Here is a 15,283-nt window from a genome sequence, read left to right as displayed (position 1 = left end):
GCTGGCCTGTCTCCTTCTCCTCAGAGGAAGGAATTGGAGGACCGCCAAGGATTGCGCCTCTGAAGCACCCCACCCCAACCCTCCCCATCAAGGGGAGGGAGCCGCGTCGTGCCGCCGGGTAGGCCGGTGGCCATCACAATCGAGCAGTTTCATGTCTCTCCTTTCCCCCCAACGCCTCGTGATGCTGGTCTTCTTTCTACAGCCAGTGGCTTTCGGTTCGTGGTTGCCGCGCATTCCGGAAATTCAGGCTGCCATGGGCCTTGGCCCGGCGGGGTTAGCCATTGCGCTGCTTGGTCTGCCGGTCGGCACACTGCTGACCCTGCCCTTCGCCGGGCCGCTGGTGGGGCGGATCGGCGCGCGCACGGCCATTCTCACCGGCTTTGTGTTTTACTCCATCGCTGCCAGCCTGCCGGTTCTGGCGCCCGATCCGGTGCTGCTCTTCATCGCGCTGATGCTGGCGGGTTCGGCCATTTCCTTTGTGGAGCTGGGGCTGAATGTGGAGGCAGATCTGGTGGAGAAATCCACCGGACGGCTGATCATGAACACCTCGCATGGCTGCTGGTCGCTCGGCATTATGGCGGGCAGCCTGATCGGCTCGGGATTTGCCGCGGCCGGCGTGGCGCCGGGCGTTGCCGTGCCACTCCTGGCTTTTATCGTCTTGCCGGTCGCGCTCGCCGCCGCCTGGGCGCTGCCCGCGCTCAACGACCATGAGCAAGCCGACAATGGGCAGGCCAAACGTTCAGCCTGGTCGCTGCCCGGCCCGGCGCTGATCGGGGTGTGCCTGTTCGTCTTCGGCATCACCATGACCGAGGGCGCCATGGCAGACTGGTCGGCCATTTTCCTGCGCGACGCACTCGGCGCCGAAGGCGGGCTGGTCGGGCTGGGCTATTCCGTCTTTGCCTTCATGGTGGCCGCCGGTCGGTTCGGCGGCGACTTTCTCAAGCAGCGGCTGGGCAGCGTCAACACGGCGCGGCTCTGTGGCACGCTGGCCGTGGCCGGCGCGGTGCTGCTGTTCATTGCCCCCAGCGTCGAGATGGCCCTTATCGGCTTTGGCACCATTGGTATTGGCGTTTCCGTGGGCTTCCCGCTGGCGGTGACGGCCGCAGCCGGGATCGGCGACCGCGCTGCCTCGGCCAATGTGGCCGTACTCTCCTTCGTGGCGCTGACGGGCTTTCTCATCGGGCCGCCGCTGATCGGCTTTGTGGCCGAGCATAGCGATATCCGGCTCGGGGTCGCCTGCGTCATCCCCATGCTGGTGGTCAGCCTGTTCCTCACCGGAAGGCTCACGCCGCGGCCGGTGCGCACCAATCACAATATCGAAGCCGAAGTCCCTGGAGTTCTCTAGTGAAAATCGCCGTTGCCGGACTGCACACCGAATGCAGCACCTATAATCCCGTCCTCGCCCGCGAAGCCGATTTTCGCGTGCTGCGCGGCCCCTCCATGCTCAAGGATCAATATTTCGATTTCCTGACGCATTTTCCGGCCGAGTTCGTGACCATTCTGCATGCCCGCGCCATTGCCGGCGGGCCGGTGGAACGGGCTCTTTATGAACGCTGGAAGAGCGAAATTCTCGATGGGCTCAAGGCGGCAATGCCGCTCGACGGGGTTTATCTGGCCATGCATGGCGCCATGCATGTCGAAGGCATGTTCGATGCCGAGGGCGATTTCATCAGCGCGGTGCGCGAGGTGGTTGGCCCCGACGTGCTGATTTCAGCAAGCTATGACCTTCATGGCAATATTTCCCAGCGCATTATCGACGTGCTGGACATGTTCTCCACCTATCGCACCGCGCCCCATATCGATGTGCCCGACACCATGCGCCGGGCCGTGACCATGCTGGTGCGGGCGCTCAAGACCGGCGTGAAGCCGGTTCTGGCCTGGGCGCCGGTGCCGGTGCTGCTGCCGGGCGAGCGCACCTCGACGCAGGATGAGCCAGCCAGGAGCTTTTATGCGCAGATCCATAAAGTCGAAGAACCGAGCGGCATCTGGGATGCCAGCTTCCAGGTTGGCTATGTCTGGGCCGACGAGCCGCGCGCCACAGCTTGTGCGGTGGTGACGGGTACGGACCGGGTTGCCATAGAGAAAGCCGCCGCGCATCTGGCGCAAAATTATTGGGACATTCGGGACGGCTTCGTTTTCGGCATGGAGACCGGCTCGATTGCCGAATGCGTGGATCGGGCCGTTGCCAGCACAACCCACCCGGTGGTGCTCGCCGAATCGGGGGACAACCCCACCGGTGGCGGCGTGGGCGACCGCGCTGAGGTCTTGGCCGAATTGATCGCCAAGGGGGCGACGGGCGTCGTTTTTGCGGGTATCGCCGACAAGGCGGCGACCGATGCGACCTATGCAGCTGGCGTGGGCGCGCGGGTGAAGCTGCATATCGGGGCGAATCTTGATCCGTCGAGCATACCGGTCGATGCGGAGGCCGAGGTGATGTTCTTGCTCGCAACAGACGATGTGCGCTTGCGTGAGGCGGTGGTGCGCATTGGCGGCATTGACCTGGTGCTGACGGCGCGGCGGCGTCCCTTCCACAATATCGCGGATTTTACCAAGCTCGGGCTCGACCCGAAAGCCGCAAAGATCATCGCGGTGAAATCGGGCTATCTCTCGCCCGAACTGGGACCCATCGCCAATCCGGGCATCATGGCACTTTCTCCTGGCGTGGTGGACCAGTTCGTGGAGCGGACCGAGCGCAAGCACACGCCGCGGCCAAGCTATCCGTTCGATCGGGATTTTGCGTTTGTGCCGCAGGTGAAGTGGTCGAAACGGGCGGGGTAAATCTGCCGAACGCCTTTTGCCTTGCGTTAGGCAAGCCAGCCCTTAGCGTTTGCCGCAACCGCATCGCCCCATTAGTCCTAAATTCGAGCTTTGGCGAAGGGGGCGACGATGTGGGGAAGCCTGGTCTTTTTGATCCTTGGTACGATCGGCCTGTTTCTAGCAGCTCAGGGTCTCCTGTCTGGTCACGTACGGGAGCTCGGCCGTCACGCGTCTGGCTATATAAGCCAGACGGCCCAACCCTTCGTGTTCTTTTTGACCGTTACTGCGTGCTTGATTTTCGGCCTTTTTTTCTTTGCCCTATCAGTTTTCATGTATTGGGCCGGCAAAAAGACAAAAGAGGCTGAACGGCGTTTCTTCCGGCAAAGGGCGCTACTGGAAGTCAAAAAGGACTGAGCTGAAACCACCCTTCCCACCCGCCACCCTTTCGTTTAAGCACCAAACGAAAGGGAGAGCGCATATATGACCCCCACAATGCGGCAGGCGAAGATTGTCGAGTTGGCACGCCAGCAGGGGGAGGTCAGCGTCGAAGAGCTGGTATTGGCCTTTGACGTCACGCCGCAAACCATTCGCAAGGACCTCAACATTCTGTGCGACCGGGGCGCGCTCAAGCGCACCCATGGCGGGGCCATGCACCCCTCGGGCGTGGAAAATGTCGAATATGAAGCGCGGCGGCAGATCGCACCGACCGAAAAGCGCGCAATCGGCCGGGCGGCAGCGGCACTAATTCCCGACAATGCGTCGCTCTTTATCAATATCGGCACCACCACCGAGGCGGTGAGCCAGGCGCTGGCCGACCATCGCGGGCTCATGGTCATTACCAACAATATCAATGTCGCCAATCACCTGCGTGTCGTGCCCTCGGTGGAGGTGGTGATTGCCGGCGGCGTCGTGCGGCCCAGCGACGGGGGCATTGTGGGCGAGGCCGCGGTCGATTTCATCCGGCAGTTCAAGGTGGATTTTGCCGTGATCGGGGTTTCCGCCATCGACCCGGACGGGGCGCTGCTCGATTTTGATTATCGCGAGGTGAAGGTGGCGCAGGCGATCATGGCCAATGCGCGCCATGTCATTCTGGTAGCGGACCAGACCAAGTTCACCCGCACCGCCCCGGTGCGGATCGGGCATGTGAGCCAGGCCCATAGCTTTATCACCGATGCCTGCCCGCTCGATTCCATCCGGCAGGTCTGCGCGGAAAGCGGCACTCGCCTCATCGAGACGAGCGCCAGCTAATCAGCCGCGGAACGTGTTCTCTGCGATGGAGGCGGGTTTCATCTCGATGGAAAAGCCCGGGCTTTCCGGCGGCATATAGGCGGCGCCCTGGATGACGCAGGGATCGAGGAAGTGCTCGTGCAAGTGGTCGACAAATTCGATCACCCTGCCCTCTTTCTCCCCCGAGACCGCCAGATAGTCGATCATAGAAAGGTGCTGCACATATTCGCAAAGGCCCACGCCGCCAGCATGGGGCCAAACCGGCTTGCCATATTTGGCGGCCATCAGCAGCACGGAAAGCACCTCGTTCAGGCCGCCAATGCGGCAGGCGTCGATCTGCACCACGTCAATGGCGTCGCGGGTGATGAACTGCTTGAAGAGAATACGGTTCTGGCACATTTCGCCGGTGGCAACCTTGACCGGGGCGATGGCCTCGCGGATTTTCCGGTGGCCTTCGACGTCGTCGGGGCTGGTCGGCTCCTCGATGAAATAGGGGTTGAAGCGCTTGAGCTGGTTCACCCAATCAATGGCCTGATCGACCTCCCAGACCTGGTTGGCATCGATCATCAGATAGCGGTCGGGGCCCATGATGGCGCGGACGATTTCGAGGCGGCGAATATCGTCGTCGAGGTCGCGCCCCACCTTCATCTTGATATGGGTAAAGCCGCTTTCCACCGCCTCTTTGGCCAGGCGCGTCAGCTTCTCATTGGAATAGCCCAGCCAGCCTGCCGAGGTGGTGTAGCAGGGATAGCCTTCGGCGCGCAGCTTGGCGATGCGCTCGGCTTTGCCTGCCTCGGCCTTGCGGAAGATGGCCAGCGCCTCGGCGGGGGTAATGGCGTCGGTCAGATAACGGAAATCGATGATCGAAACGAGCTGTTCGGGGCTCATTTCGCTGACATAGAGCCAGACAGGCTTATTGGCTCGCTTGGCCAGGAGGTCCCAGACCGCATTGACCACGGCGCCGGTCGCCAGGTGCATGGCGCCCTTGTCCGGACCGATCCAGCGGAGCTGGCTATCGCCGGTCATGTGGCGCCAGAAGCGGCCGGGATCGGCTTCGATCCAGTCAAGATCGAGGCCGGTGACGCGATCTGTCAGGGCCTTGATTGCGGCCACGACCACTTCATTGCCGCGACCAATGGTGAAGGTCAGGCCATGCCCCTCCAGCGCGCTGTCGGTGCCCAGCACCACATAGGCGGCCGAATAATCGGGATCGGGGTTCATGGCATCCGACCCATCGAGCGACTGGGAGGTTGGGAAGCGGAGGTCGTGGGTGGTGAGAGAGATGATTTTTGTCATTTTCTGCATCTGATTTGGCAATTGCACAGGCACGTATCGGCTCCAGCGCCCCCTCGCCCCTCAGGGGAGAGGGTTGGGGTGAGGGGTGAAAGCCCATCGCATTGAACGCGGCGCTGAACCCCTCATCCGGCCCTGCGGGCCACCTTCTCCCCTCAGGGGAGAAGAAAAGCAGGCCGGCCTCAGCGGAAGGGCGACATGACCTAAGCCGTCCAGCCGCCGTCGATGATGTGAACCTGGCCAGTGGTGTAGGTGGCGCCGGCCAGATAGACGGCCAGGTCCGCCACCTCTTCGGGGCGGGCAATACGGCCGATAGGCTGGCGGGCAATAAAGGCTTTGCGGGCGCCCTCAAAATCCCCCGTGGCCTTCCAGCGCTCGTGGAGGCTGGGGCTATCAACGGTTCCGGGGCAAATGGCGTTCACGCGAATATTGGACGTGGTGTAGTCGGCAGCGATGGATTTGGTGAGGCCCACCACGGCGGCCTTGGAAATGGTATAGGCGGCACGGTTGGGCACGCCTTTTATGGATGAGGCAACCGTGGCCATATTGATGATGGCGCCGTCTTTGCGCTCCAGCATTTGCGGGAGAACCGCGCGTATGGTGCGGATCTGCGCCCTGACATTGAGATCGAGCGCGAAGTCGAGATCACTGTCGCTCATTTCGAGCAGGGTGCCATTATGGACGACACCGGCGCAGTTAAAGAGCACGTCGATTTGACCGATCTCGGCCACCGCCTCCCGGACGGCAGGGTCGGAAAGCACATCAAGGCGCCGCGTCGTGACATTGGGTGTGCCATCAAGCTCTGAAAGCAGCGCCTCATTAATGTCAGTGGCGATCACGCGAGCGCCGGCCCGAGCAAAAGCTTCGGCCGAAGCGCGGCCGATGCCTTGGGCAGCGGCGGTGATAAGCACAATCTTTCCGGAAAGGTCAGTCATGGTTGGTCCTGAACAAAGTTGGGCCGGGCGGCCGTTGGGAGAACCGCCCGACCCGGAGGAAATCAATCGTAAAGGACAGCGGCGATCTTGGGATCGTCCATATTGTCCTTGTTGTAATAGTAGAAGCCGGTGTCGATGATCGGGGGCAGTTCTTCGCCCTTGAGCGCGCTCACAGCCGCCTGCACGGTCTGGTAGCCGATGCCCACCGGATTCTGGGTGATGGCGCCGGCGATCACACCGCTTTCGATGAAGGCCTTCTGAGCGGCGCCGGAGTCATAGCCAATGACCACGATATCGCTACCCAGTTCCTGCTTGCCATTGGCAACGCCCAGGACCGAGCCCTCATTGGCACCGAAAATGCCCTTGAGATCGGGATTGGCCAAGAGGATCGACTTGGTGATTTCGGTCGACTGCAATTGGTCGCCGCCACCATATTGGACCGAAACGATCTCAATATTGGGATAGGCTTCCTTGACGCGGTTGGAGAAACCTTCCACCCGATCGATGCCGGTGCGGCTGGTCTGGTCGTGGGCCACAATGGCCACTTTGCCTTCGCCGCCGATCAGTTCGGCCATGACGTCGGCCGCCAGCGCGGCAGCAGCCACGTTGTCGGTGGTGGCGGTGGTGAGCGGAATGTCGCTATCAACGCCACTATCGAAGGCGATGACCGGAATGCCGGCATCCTGGGCCTGCTGGAGCAATGGCGTCGCAGCCTGGCTGTCAAGGGCGGCAAAGCCGATGGCATCGGGCTTGCGGGACAGGGCCGCGGCCAGCATGTCCATCTGGCGGTCGACCTGGCTTTCGGTTTCCGGACCTTCGAAGGTGACGGTTACGCCCAGATCGGCGGCGGCCTGATCGGCACCTGCCTTCACGGCCTGCCAGAACTGGTGCTGGAAGCCCTTGGAGATCAGTGCGATATCATATTGTTCCTGAGCCATGACGGGGCCGCTGGCGGCCAACATGGCCATGGCGCTGAGCGCGCCGAGCAGGGTACGGCGATTGAGCATGGTAATCCTCCCACATGCTACTGAGATCGTTGCGGGCATTTGGACGTGCCTCTTATTGGCGCGGATGCGCGGTGGATGATCGGCGCCTAAAGTTTGCGGCGCCGCAGTATATCGGCATAGACGGCCAGGATGATGATGGTGCCGGTGACAACCGTCTGCCATTCCTGAGCCACTGAAAGAATGCGCAGGCCATTGGCCAGCACGGAAATGATGAGCGCGCCGATCAAGGTGCCAAGCACGGTGCCGCGTCCGCCCGAAAGCGAGGTGCCGCCGATAACCACGGCCGCGATGGCGTCGAGCTCATAGCCCTGGCCGAGGGCGGGCTGGGCCGAATTGAGCCGGCTGGCAATGAGCAGGCCCGCGACCCCACAAATGGAGCCGGCAGTGGCATAGACGGCGATCTTCCAGCGATCGACATTGACGCCGGAGAGGCGCACCGCCTCTTCGTTGGAACCGAGCGCGAAAGTGTAGCGGCCCAGCGCGGTCTTCCCCAAAATGAAGGCGGCAAGGATTGCCACGGCAAACAGGATCAACACGCCATTGGGAATGGGCAGGCCCGGCACGATTGTGCCCAGAACCGAGCCCAGGGAAATCTGGCTGAAGCCGGGGGTGTCGTTGAAATAGATGGGCCGGGTGCCCGAGATGACCAGCGACAGACCCTTGAGGATCAGCATCATGCCCAAAGTGGCAATGAAGGGCGGCACTTTGAGTTTGGCAATGACAGTGCCCGAGATGAGGCCACTGGTGGTGCCGGCCAGAATGGCGCCGAGAATACCCAGCGGCAGGGGCAGCCCCCAATAGGTCAGGACCACACCGGCGATCACCGCGCAGAAAGTCATGAGCGTGCCCACGCTGAGGTCGATACCGCCGGTAATGATGACCAGTGTTGCGGCGATGGCGAGCACGCCATTGACCGACGTGGCCTGCAGGATGGCCAGGATATTCTGGGTCTGCATAAAGTTGGGCGAGGCCAGAGAGAACACAACGACCAGCGCCATCAACCCCGAAAAGGCGAGCAGGCGATGGAATGCGCCGGTGATGCGAATACCGGATTTTTGCGCGGGCGCGGCAGTATCAGTCATTGGTGTCCTCCGGTCGTGGGCGCGGTGTCCGCCCATTCTTGGCCTCTGCCCTCTGCGGGGCATGGCATGCGATAAATGTTGGCGTCTGAATCTTGGCCAGAATGGTCTTAGCCGGCATGGCGCAACTCCTCATCGGGCACCATGGCCGCCTCACGCATGGTGGCCAGGTGCATGATTTCTTCCTGGCTGGCGCCACCGGGCAGAACGCCGGTCAAGCGCCCCTCGCACATCACCGCGATGCGGTGCGAGAGCCTGAGGATTTCAGGCAGTTCCGAGGAGATGACGATGATGGCCTTGCCCTGAGCCGCCAGATTGTTGAGGAGCTTGTAGATTTCCGATTTGGCGCCCACGTCGATGCCGCGGGTCGGCTCGTCGAAGATCAGGATATCGCAATCGCGCAGCAGCCATTTGGCGATGACCACCTTTTGCTGGTTGCCGCCTGAGAGCAGGCGCGCTTCCTGGGTATCGCTCGGGGTCTTGATGGTGAGCTGGCGGATATAGTCCTTGGCCGCCGTTTCCATGCCCGCTTCATTGAGTACACCAACAGGACCGGTGAAGCGATCAAGGCTGGCCAGGGCGATATTGTTGCGGACATCGAGACCAGTGGCGAGGCCGAAAAGTTTGCGATCTTCGGAGAGATAGCCAATGCCCTTGGCTACGGCGTCGCGGGGAGTGGCGATATCGACGCGCTGGCCATGCACCCAGACCTCGCCGCTATCGCGGCGATCGGCCCCGAAAATGGCGCGCGCCACTTCGGTGCGCCCCGCGCCCATCAGGCCGGCAAAGCCGAGAATTTCACCCTGGCGCACCGAAAAGCTCACATCCCGGATTTCCCGGCCGCGATTGAGACCCTTGACCTCAAGCGCCAGGGGCTGGTTGCTGGTATCGGGAATGACCAGGGTGTCATTTGTCAGGGTACGCCCCACCATCATGGAAATGATGGTCTCGATAGGCGTGTCGGCTGCCGGAACGGTGCCGACATATTCGCCATCGCGCATGATGGTGACACGATCCGAGATCCGTTTGATCTCATCCATCTTGTGGGAAATGTAGACAATGCCGACACCCTCGGCCTTGAGCCGATTGATGATGGCAAAGAGCTCGGCAATCTCAGCGTCGTTCAAGGCCGCCGTCGGCTCGTCCATGATCAGGACCTTGGAGCGGTAGGACAGGGCCTTGGCGATTTCGACCATTTGCTGTTTGGCAATGGTCAGGCTCTCGACCGGCACGGTGGGTTCGAGATTGAGGTTCATCGAGGCGAAGATGGCCGCCGCATCGCGATTGAGCTGACCTTCATCGAGAAGGCCGAAGCGGCGCGGCTCGCGGCCGATAAAGATGTTTTGCGCAGCGGTCAGGTCCCGCATCAGGGCCAGTTCCTGATGAATGATGGAAATGCCGGCGTCCTGGGCCTCGCGTGGTGAGGTGATCTCCACCGGGCGTCCGTCCAGCTTCACCTCGCCGCCATCGCGGGCATAAACGCCGGACAGCACCTTCATCAGGGTGGACTTGCCCGCGCCATTCTCGCCCATCAGGGCATGTACTTCGCCGGGCAGCAATTCGAACTGCGCCTGGCTGAGCGCGCGGACGCCGGGAAACGACTTGTCGATATTGCGCATCTCGACCAGCGGCACGGTCCTTGTCACCGCTTCGGGCGTCGATCCCAGCATATATGCAACCTCCCTGAGCCTGGCCCGGCTTGCTTGCGGGCTCTTGGCATGAGTAGAGCTAATGGCAAGCCAGTCAAGCTGTCAAGTGGTCAGACCAGTAGACAGGCAATGCCAGTGTGGTTATGAGTGGGCGAGGGGAAAATCATGAAGCTACAGGCCGTATCCAACCGCAAACTTTATATCCAGATCGCCGACCAGATCCGTGAGCAGATCGAAGCCGGGGCGGCCAAGCCGGGCCGGCAGTTGCCGTCCGAGCGGGATCTGGCCTTGAGCCTTGGCGTGTCGCGCCCCACGGTGCGGGAGGCCTTGATCGCGCTCGAAGTGGCGGGCCTGGTGGAAGTGCGCGTGGGTGTGGGCGCCTTTGTGCGCCAACGCGACGGGTCTGCTTTGGGGTTGCCCGAACTCAGCGCCTCGCCGCTTGAAGTCATGGCCGTGCGTCGCTTGCTCGAACCGGAAGCAGCGGCTCTGGCCAGCCAGCACATTTCCCCTGAAGGCACGGCCCGGCTTCGCGAAACGCTCAAGACGATGCGGGCTGAAACCGTGCACGACAAATGGTCATCGGAGAGCGATCAAGTCATGCATATGACATTGGCCGATGCCTGCCAGAATACGGTATTGCGCGAAACCATCGAGGCCTTGTGGAACGCCCGCAGCGACGAAGTCGACAGGCGTTTCCACCAGCATCTGGCCGATCTCAGGCAGGTCCGGGACCACATTCTGGCAGATCATGAGGCGATCGTCGCTTCGGTGGTCAGCGGCAATGCAGAGGGTGCCCGCAAGGCCATGGCACAGCATCTCGAATTTGTCGCCAATGCCATGCTGGAGACATGGGAATAAAACGCTGATGGCGAAGGCGATTTCGCAATCGCTACAGAACTGCCTTCAGGGCAATTACACGGTCGCGACTGGTTCGGCGACGCGTCGGGCTGACAAAGCCGAGCCGGGCCGCAGGCGCAGAATCGATATGAATTGGTTCCCCGCAGGCGCCGTGGAGCGCCGCCAAGGGCGCTGCCGCGAGGACTGCTGGCGCTGTTTCCGCTGTAACCCCAGAGCCCGCCATGATGGTGATCCGACCATCGGCCAAATCATGCGCCAGAGCGAGATCGGCAATACCTTCGGGCGCCGTGCGGGCCCGCCCGGCGGTGAGGATGGTATCAAAGCCCAGCGCAATGGCCTGGTCGATAGCTTCGGCGAGGTCGGGCACCAGGTCAAAGGCGCGGTGCAAGGTTTTTGGCATCTCGCCAGCCGCGTCGACCAACCGCTCCAGCATGGCAAGATCGAGCCGCCCATCGGGGAGGCTGGCGCCGAGAACCACGCCTTCGAGCCCGGACTGACGCACGGCATCAATGTCCCCCAACATGGCCTCGAGATCACGCGGGCCAAAGACGAAGTCGCCCCCGCGCGGACGGATCATGGCCCGCACCGGCACTGGGACACCGGCAGCCAGCGCCATCAGCCCGGGCATGGGCGTGAGCCCGCCCAGTTCGAGCACCGAACATAGTTCGACGCGGTCGGCTCCACCCTCAATGGCAGCAGCGAGGCCATCAGCATCGTCCACGCAGATTTCCAACAGGGTCATGCCACGCCCTCCGACCAGGCCAGGCCCGCCGCGCCGATCAGGCCCGCATCCACCGTCAGATGCGCCGGGACGACAAGCGGCCGGTCAATCTTGCGCAGGATACGCTTGCGCACCGCACTATCAAGCCGGGCGACGAGGTCATGCGCATTGCCCAGCCCACCGCCGACCGGAATGATGTCGGGGCCGATGATATTGACGGTCAATGCCAGAGGTATGCTCACCAGTTCCACATAGATATCCACGGTTTGCGTAGCGGCGGGATCGCCCGCCTGCCAAGCGGTAACGATGTCGGTGCTGGGCCGGTCGAGACCGTGCAGCAGCTTATGCAGGCGCTCGATGCCACGGGCGCCGCCTATCGTGTCGACACAGCCCGCTTGGCCGCAGCCACAGGGGAAATGGGGGATATCGAAGGGCGGCACGCTGACCTTTGTGGCGACGGCTGTGCCATGGCCCCATTCGCCCGAGAGCCCGCCCCCGCCCCGGAACAGCCGGCCATCGGCGACGATGCCGCCACCCACGCCGGTTCCCAGAATGGCGCCAAAGACCACGCGATGGCCGCGCCCGGCGCCGGCAAAGGCTTCGGCCAGCGCAAAGCAATCGGCATCATTGGCGACCAAGACCTTGCGCCCCAGAATGGCGCCGAGATCGCCCGCGAGGTCGCGGCCATCGATGCAGGGAATATTGGCAACCGTGGTCCGGCCGGTTTCAGGATCGACCACACCGGTCACGGAAATGGCGATCGGGCTGCCCGCGGAGGCGCCTCCCTTGTCGATCAGCCCGGCAATGGCATTGGCGAAGGCCTCGAAATCGTCGCGCGGGGTGGGCACGCGCCCCAGCGCCTCTATCGCGTCAGGGCCTGACGCGATGGCGCCCTTGATGGTGGTTCCGCCGATATCGAAACAGGTGATCATATGCCGGGCCCTTTTTGCCCGGCATTTAGTCCGGTTGCGCCGGCGCGATCAAGCACCGGCACCACTCTCTTTGCGGATCGGGCAGGTCTAGAGTTCGGGCGCCACCAGGTCCGCGATAGTATCGGGCAGGACCAGTTCGGCGCCGGTCACAGCCTGCAATTCGGCGACACTCATCGTGGGCAGCTTTTCGCGCAGCACGAAGCGTTCATTCTCGATGTCGAGAACCGCCAGGCTGGTATAGACGCGGGTGACGCAGCCAACCCCGGTCAGCGGCAAGGTGCAGCGCTTGACCAGTTTGGGCTTGCCTTCCTTGGTGACGTGATCGGTAATGACGGCGACGCGCTTGGCGCCATGCACCAGGTCCATGGCCCCGCCAACAGCCGGCACGCCCTTGGGGCCGGTCGACCAATTGGCCAGATCGCCATTTTCGGCCACTTCATAAGTGCCCAGGATCGCCACATCCAGATGCCCACCGCGCACCATGGCAAAGCTGTCGGCATGATGGAAGAAGGCCGCGCCGGGGCGCAGGGTAATCGCCTTCTTGCCGGCATTGATGAGGTCCCAATCCTCCTCACCCTCGGCGGGTGCCTCGCCAAAATTGAGGACACCGTTTTCGGTGTGGAAGATGGCCTGTTTGCCCGGCGGCTGGAACTTGGCCACCATTTCGGGAAAGCCGATGCCCAGATTGACATAGGCACCATCCTCGATGTCCTGCGCGGCGCGCCAGGCGATCTGGGCGTTGGAAAGCTTGCTGGTCATGCGTAGGCCACTCCCTGGCGCATCAGCGCTTCTTCCTGTTTGGGGTCGCTGACCTCGACAAGGACATCGACGAAGATGCCGGGGGTCACCACATGTTCAGGATCGATCTCGCCGGGCTGAACGATTTTGGTCGCCTGCACGATGGTCCTGGCCGCCGCGGCGGCCATGAGCGGCGAGAAGTTTCGCGCCGCCTTGCGAAAAGTGAGATTGCCCAGCGTATCGGCCAGTTCGGCCTTGAGAAGCGCCACATCGGCCTTGAGCCAGCGCTCCTGCACATAATGCTTGCCATCGAATTCGGCGACCGGCTTGCCCTTGGCGACATCGGTGCCATAGCTGGCCGGGGTATAGAAGGCGGGGATACCGGCGCCACCGGCGCGGATGCGTTCGGCCAGGGTGCCCTGCGGCACCAGTTCCAGGCCGATTTCGCCGGCCAGGTATTTCTCGGTAAAGGCGCGCGGATCGGCGGAGCGCGGAAACGAGCAGATCATCTTGGCGACCATGCCGGCATCGATCATCGCCGCAATGCCGATGCGGCCATTGCCGGCATTATTGTTGACGACTGTCAGATTCTTCGGGCTGCCACTGGCCTTGTAGCGGTCGATCAGCGCATGAATGAGCTCAATCGGCGCGCCCGAGCCGCCAAAGCCGCCCACCATCACCACCATGCCATCGTCAATGCCGGCCACGGCCGTGGCGAGATCGGGCAACGTCTTGTCCATTTGGCTATTCCCTTCCCGAGACTGGGGCACGGGCCTCTAATGACATTGTGCGGTCCGCAACGGAAATGAAATGCAGAGCTCGCTCCATATCCCACAGGTTATTGTGTGAGTGCATATTGGGGCCAAGGGACCAGTATTTCGGTCTTTTCAATAACCGGATGCACTAGTCGAACCGCAATTGCCCGAGCAAATCATCGGCCAGGCGCAGGCTCGCGCCGGCCGCGACCAGCATGGGCGGAAGGCTCAACCATTCCAGCGTCCAGGCGGCGCCGGAGCGTTCGTTCTCATGCACCAGGGCCTGAGCCAGAGTGCCGGACAAGCCAGCATTGTAGCGCGCCAGGGCCACCAGAACCTCGGCATTGACCGGGTTGGACTTGTGGGCCATGGCAGAGGAACCGCCGCCACCCGCGAGCCGGACGGCGCCAACTTCATTTTGCGCCAGAAGCGCCACATCCGTGCCGATCTTGCCAATAGAGCCGGTGATCAGGGCCAGGAGGTTGCCAAGAGCCACAATGGGATCGCGCTGGGCCTGCCAGGGCGTCGCCAGCCCCAGGTCCAGACGCTTGGCCATGGCCGCGGCAATGGCATCGCCGTGCCCCTCGAAACTGCCGCGATCGCCCACCGGCCCGCCGAGCTGAATGACCAGCAGGCTCCGCCGCATGGCGCTGAGGGCGCGCAGGTGGCGCTGCAGCGGCTCGGCCCAAGAGGTAAATTTCGCGCCCCATGTGGTGGGCAGCGCCACCTGCATGCGGGTATGCGCCATGAGCTCGTCGTTCCCGTGGGCGGCGCCGAGCGACGTGAGGCTGTCGATTAGCGCCGCCAGGCGGGTCTCGTAAATATCGAAGATACGAGCAAGTTGCAGCATCAGTGCTGTGTCGATGACATCCTGGCTGGTGGCGCCTTTGTGTAGGGCCGTGCGGTGGGGCTCAGCGACCCGGCCGCGCAATTGTTTCACCAATGCCGGCACGACGACGCCGTCCCGCGCCATGCCGGCTTCGAGCCCGCGCCAGTCTGGCTCATAGCCATCCAGCGCCAATGCGACCGCGTTCGCCGCCGCCTCAGTAATGAAACCGGTTTCGGCGCTGGCCTCGGCCAATGCCCGCTCGAAAGCCAGCATGGCCGTGAGCTGGGCCGCGTCGGACAGCAGGGCTTCGACTTCCGGATCACCGGCGAGGGCGGAAAGGAGGGTCATGGGTTTAGATTAGCCTTGCTGCGTTGCGCTTCGCCACCCCCATCGGCCTCCTCCTGAAGAAAGGGGCGCAGGCGCACGGCGTTCGAGTTCATCGTCACCCTCCCCCTTGAGGGGAGGGCAAGCAGAGCTTAGGTCCGAAAGGACCTTAGCGGCGC

At 62.7% G+C, this 15,283-nt stretch carries 14 protein-coding genes; 4 read left to right on the top strand and 10 right to left on the bottom strand.

The features are described 5' to 3' along the window. The first annotated feature begins 151 nt into the window (after positions 1-151). The 3 genes from V8Z65_RS01615 to V8Z65_RS01605 all read left to right on the top strand — a co-directional run bounded on the left by V8Z65_RS01615 (position 152) and on the right by V8Z65_RS01605 (position 4,005). A complete protein-coding gene (locus tag V8Z65_RS01615) occupies positions 152-1,345 on the top strand; it encodes an MFS transporter (protein ID WP_338722103.1) in 1,194 nt (397 codons plus the stop codon). After that, the gene (locus V8Z65_RS01610) at positions 1,345-2,778 is read left to right on the top strand and encodes a M81 family metallopeptidase (protein ID WP_338722102.1); all 1,434 of its coding nucleotides are present in this window, start codon (positions 1,345-1,347) and stop codon (positions 2,776-2,778) included. Before V8Z65_RS01615 ends, V8Z65_RS01610 begins: the two co-directional genes overlap by 1 nt. A 459-nt stretch (positions 2,779-3,237) precedes the next feature. Continuing rightward, positions 3,238-4,005: a DeoR/GlpR family DNA-binding transcription regulator gene (locus V8Z65_RS01605; RefSeq protein ID WP_338722101.1), complete on the top strand. Its 768-nt coding sequence runs from the start codon at positions 3,238-3,240 to the stop codon at positions 4,003-4,005. Here V8Z65_RS01605 and V8Z65_RS01600 read toward each other — a convergent pair whose 3' ends face one another. The 5 genes from V8Z65_RS01600 to V8Z65_RS01580 all read right to left on the bottom strand — a co-directional run bounded on the left by V8Z65_RS01600 (position 4,006) and on the right by V8Z65_RS01580 (position 9,968). Further along, positions 4,006-5,280 (bottom strand): L-fuconate dehydratase, encoded by a 1,275-nt coding sequence (locus tag V8Z65_RS01600; protein WP_338722099.1) that lies wholly within the window; start codon positions 5,278-5,280, stop codon positions 4,006-4,008. A 200-nt stretch (positions 5,281-5,480) separates the two neighbouring features. After that, a complete protein-coding gene (locus V8Z65_RS01595) occupies positions 5,481-6,212 on the bottom strand; it encodes an SDR family oxidoreductase (RefSeq protein ID WP_338722098.1) in 732 nt (243 codons plus the stop codon). 62 nt (positions 6,213-6,274) lie between these two features. Beyond that, positions 6,275-7,219, bottom strand: coding sequence for an ABC transporter substrate-binding protein (locus tag V8Z65_RS01590; protein ID WP_338722097.1), 945 nt, complete (start codon positions 7,217-7,219; stop codon positions 6,275-6,277). Between the two features lie 86 nt (positions 7,220-7,305). After that, positions 7,306-8,301: an ABC transporter permease gene (locus V8Z65_RS01585; RefSeq protein WP_338722096.1), complete on the bottom strand. Its 996-nt coding sequence runs from the start codon at positions 8,299-8,301 to the stop codon at positions 7,306-7,308. Positions 8,302-8,408: 107 nt separating this feature from the next. Then, entirely contained in the window at positions 8,409-9,968 is a 1,560-nt protein-coding gene (locus tag V8Z65_RS01580; RefSeq protein ID WP_338722095.1) for a sugar ABC transporter ATP-binding protein, read from the bottom strand. Between the two features lie 144 nt (positions 9,969-10,112). On the opposite strand from V8Z65_RS01580, the gene V8Z65_RS01575 reads away from it, so the two are divergent. Then, positions 10,113-10,805, top strand: a complete 693-nt coding sequence (locus tag V8Z65_RS01575) for a FadR/GntR family transcriptional regulator (RefSeq protein ID WP_338722094.1) — start codon at positions 10,113-10,115, stop codon at positions 10,803-10,805. A gap of 31 nt (positions 10,806-10,836) precedes the next feature. Here the strand turns inward: V8Z65_RS01575 and V8Z65_RS01570 are convergent, their stop codons facing one another. The 5 genes from V8Z65_RS01570 to V8Z65_RS01550 all read right to left on the bottom strand — a co-directional run bounded on the left by V8Z65_RS01570 (position 10,837) and on the right by V8Z65_RS01550 (position 15,128). Then, positions 10,837-11,547 carry a copper homeostasis protein CutC gene (locus V8Z65_RS01570; protein WP_338722092.1) on the bottom strand — a complete coding sequence of 237 codons (711 nt, stop codon included), beginning with the start codon at positions 11,545-11,547 and terminating at the stop codon, positions 10,837-10,839. Continuing rightward, complete coding sequence (locus V8Z65_RS01565; RefSeq protein ID WP_338722090.1) at positions 11,544-12,458, bottom strand: ROK family protein; 915 nt, start codon at positions 12,456-12,458, stop codon at positions 11,544-11,546. The genes V8Z65_RS01570 and V8Z65_RS01565 overlap by 4 nt, the downstream gene beginning before the upstream one ends. Positions 12,459-12,545: 87 nt before the next feature. Continuing rightward, positions 12,546-13,217 carry a 3-oxoacid CoA-transferase subunit B gene (locus tag V8Z65_RS01560; protein ID WP_338722089.1) on the bottom strand — a complete coding sequence of 224 codons (672 nt, stop codon included), beginning with the start codon at positions 13,215-13,217 and terminating at the stop codon, positions 12,546-12,548. Next, positions 13,214-13,936 (bottom strand): 3-oxoacid CoA-transferase subunit A, encoded by a 723-nt coding sequence (locus V8Z65_RS01555; RefSeq protein ID WP_338722088.1) that lies wholly within the window; start codon positions 13,934-13,936, stop codon positions 13,214-13,216. Before V8Z65_RS01555 ends, V8Z65_RS01560 begins: the two co-directional genes overlap by 4 nt. A gap of 163 nt (positions 13,937-14,099) precedes the next feature. Then, a complete protein-coding gene (locus V8Z65_RS01550; protein WP_338722087.1) occupies positions 14,100-15,128 on the bottom strand; it encodes a 3-carboxy-cis,cis-muconate cycloisomerase in 1,029 nt (342 codons plus the stop codon). Between the last annotated feature and the right edge of the window lie 155 nt (positions 15,129-15,283).

Origin of the sequence: Devosia sp. XK-2, assembly GCF_037113415.1 — a bacterium.
Lineage (GTDB): Bacteria > Pseudomonadota > Alphaproteobacteria > Rhizobiales > Devosiaceae > Devosia.
This window is presented reverse-complemented; position numbering and strand designations above follow the sequence as displayed.

Bases quoted from the DNA above. Each gene is read 5' to 3' on its own strand.
- V8Z65_RS01550 (WP_338722087.1), bottom strand. From the start codon at position 15,128: ATGACCCTCCTTTCCGCCCTCGCCGGTGATCCGGAAGTCGAAGCCCTG.
- V8Z65_RS01565 (WP_338722090.1), bottom strand. From the start codon at position 12,458: ATGATCACCTGTTTCGATATCGGCGGAACCACCATCAAGGGCGCCATC.
- V8Z65_RS01595 (WP_338722098.1), bottom strand. From the start codon at position 6,212: ATGACTGACCTTTCCGGAAAGATTGTGCTTATCACCGCCGCTGCCCAA.
- V8Z65_RS01615 (WP_338722103.1), top strand. From the start codon at position 152: ATGTCTCTCCTTTCCCCCCAACGCCTCGTGATGCTGGTCTTCTTTCTA.
- V8Z65_RS01580 (WP_338722095.1), bottom strand. From the start codon at position 9,968: ATGCTGGGATCGACGCCCGAAGCGGTGACAAGGACCGTGCCGCTGGTC.
- V8Z65_RS01605 (WP_338722101.1), top strand. From the start codon at position 3,238: ATGACCCCCACAATGCGGCAGGCGAAGATTGTCGAGTTGGCACGCCAG.
- V8Z65_RS01600 (WP_338722099.1), bottom strand. From the start codon at position 5,280: ATGACAAAAATCATCTCTCTCACCACCCACGACCTCCGCTTCCCAACC.
- V8Z65_RS01570 (WP_338722092.1), bottom strand. From the start codon at position 11,547: ATGACCCTGTTGGAAATCTGCGTGGACGATGCTGATGGCCTCGCTGCT.
- V8Z65_RS01590 (WP_338722097.1), bottom strand. From the start codon at position 7,219: ATGCTCAATCGCCGTACCCTGCTCGGCGCGCTCAGCGCCATGGCCATG.
- V8Z65_RS01585 (WP_338722096.1), bottom strand. From the start codon at position 8,301: ATGACTGATACTGCCGCGCCCGCGCAAAAATCCGGTATTCGCATCACC.
- V8Z65_RS01555 (WP_338722088.1), bottom strand. From the start codon at position 13,936: ATGGACAAGACGTTGCCCGATCTCGCCACGGCCGTGGCCGGCATTGAC.
- V8Z65_RS01575 (WP_338722094.1), top strand. From the start codon at position 10,113: ATGAAGCTACAGGCCGTATCCAACCGCAAACTTTATATCCAGATCGCC.
- V8Z65_RS01560 (WP_338722089.1), bottom strand. From the start codon at position 13,217: ATGACCAGCAAGCTTTCCAACGCCCAGATCGCCTGGCGCGCCGCGCAG.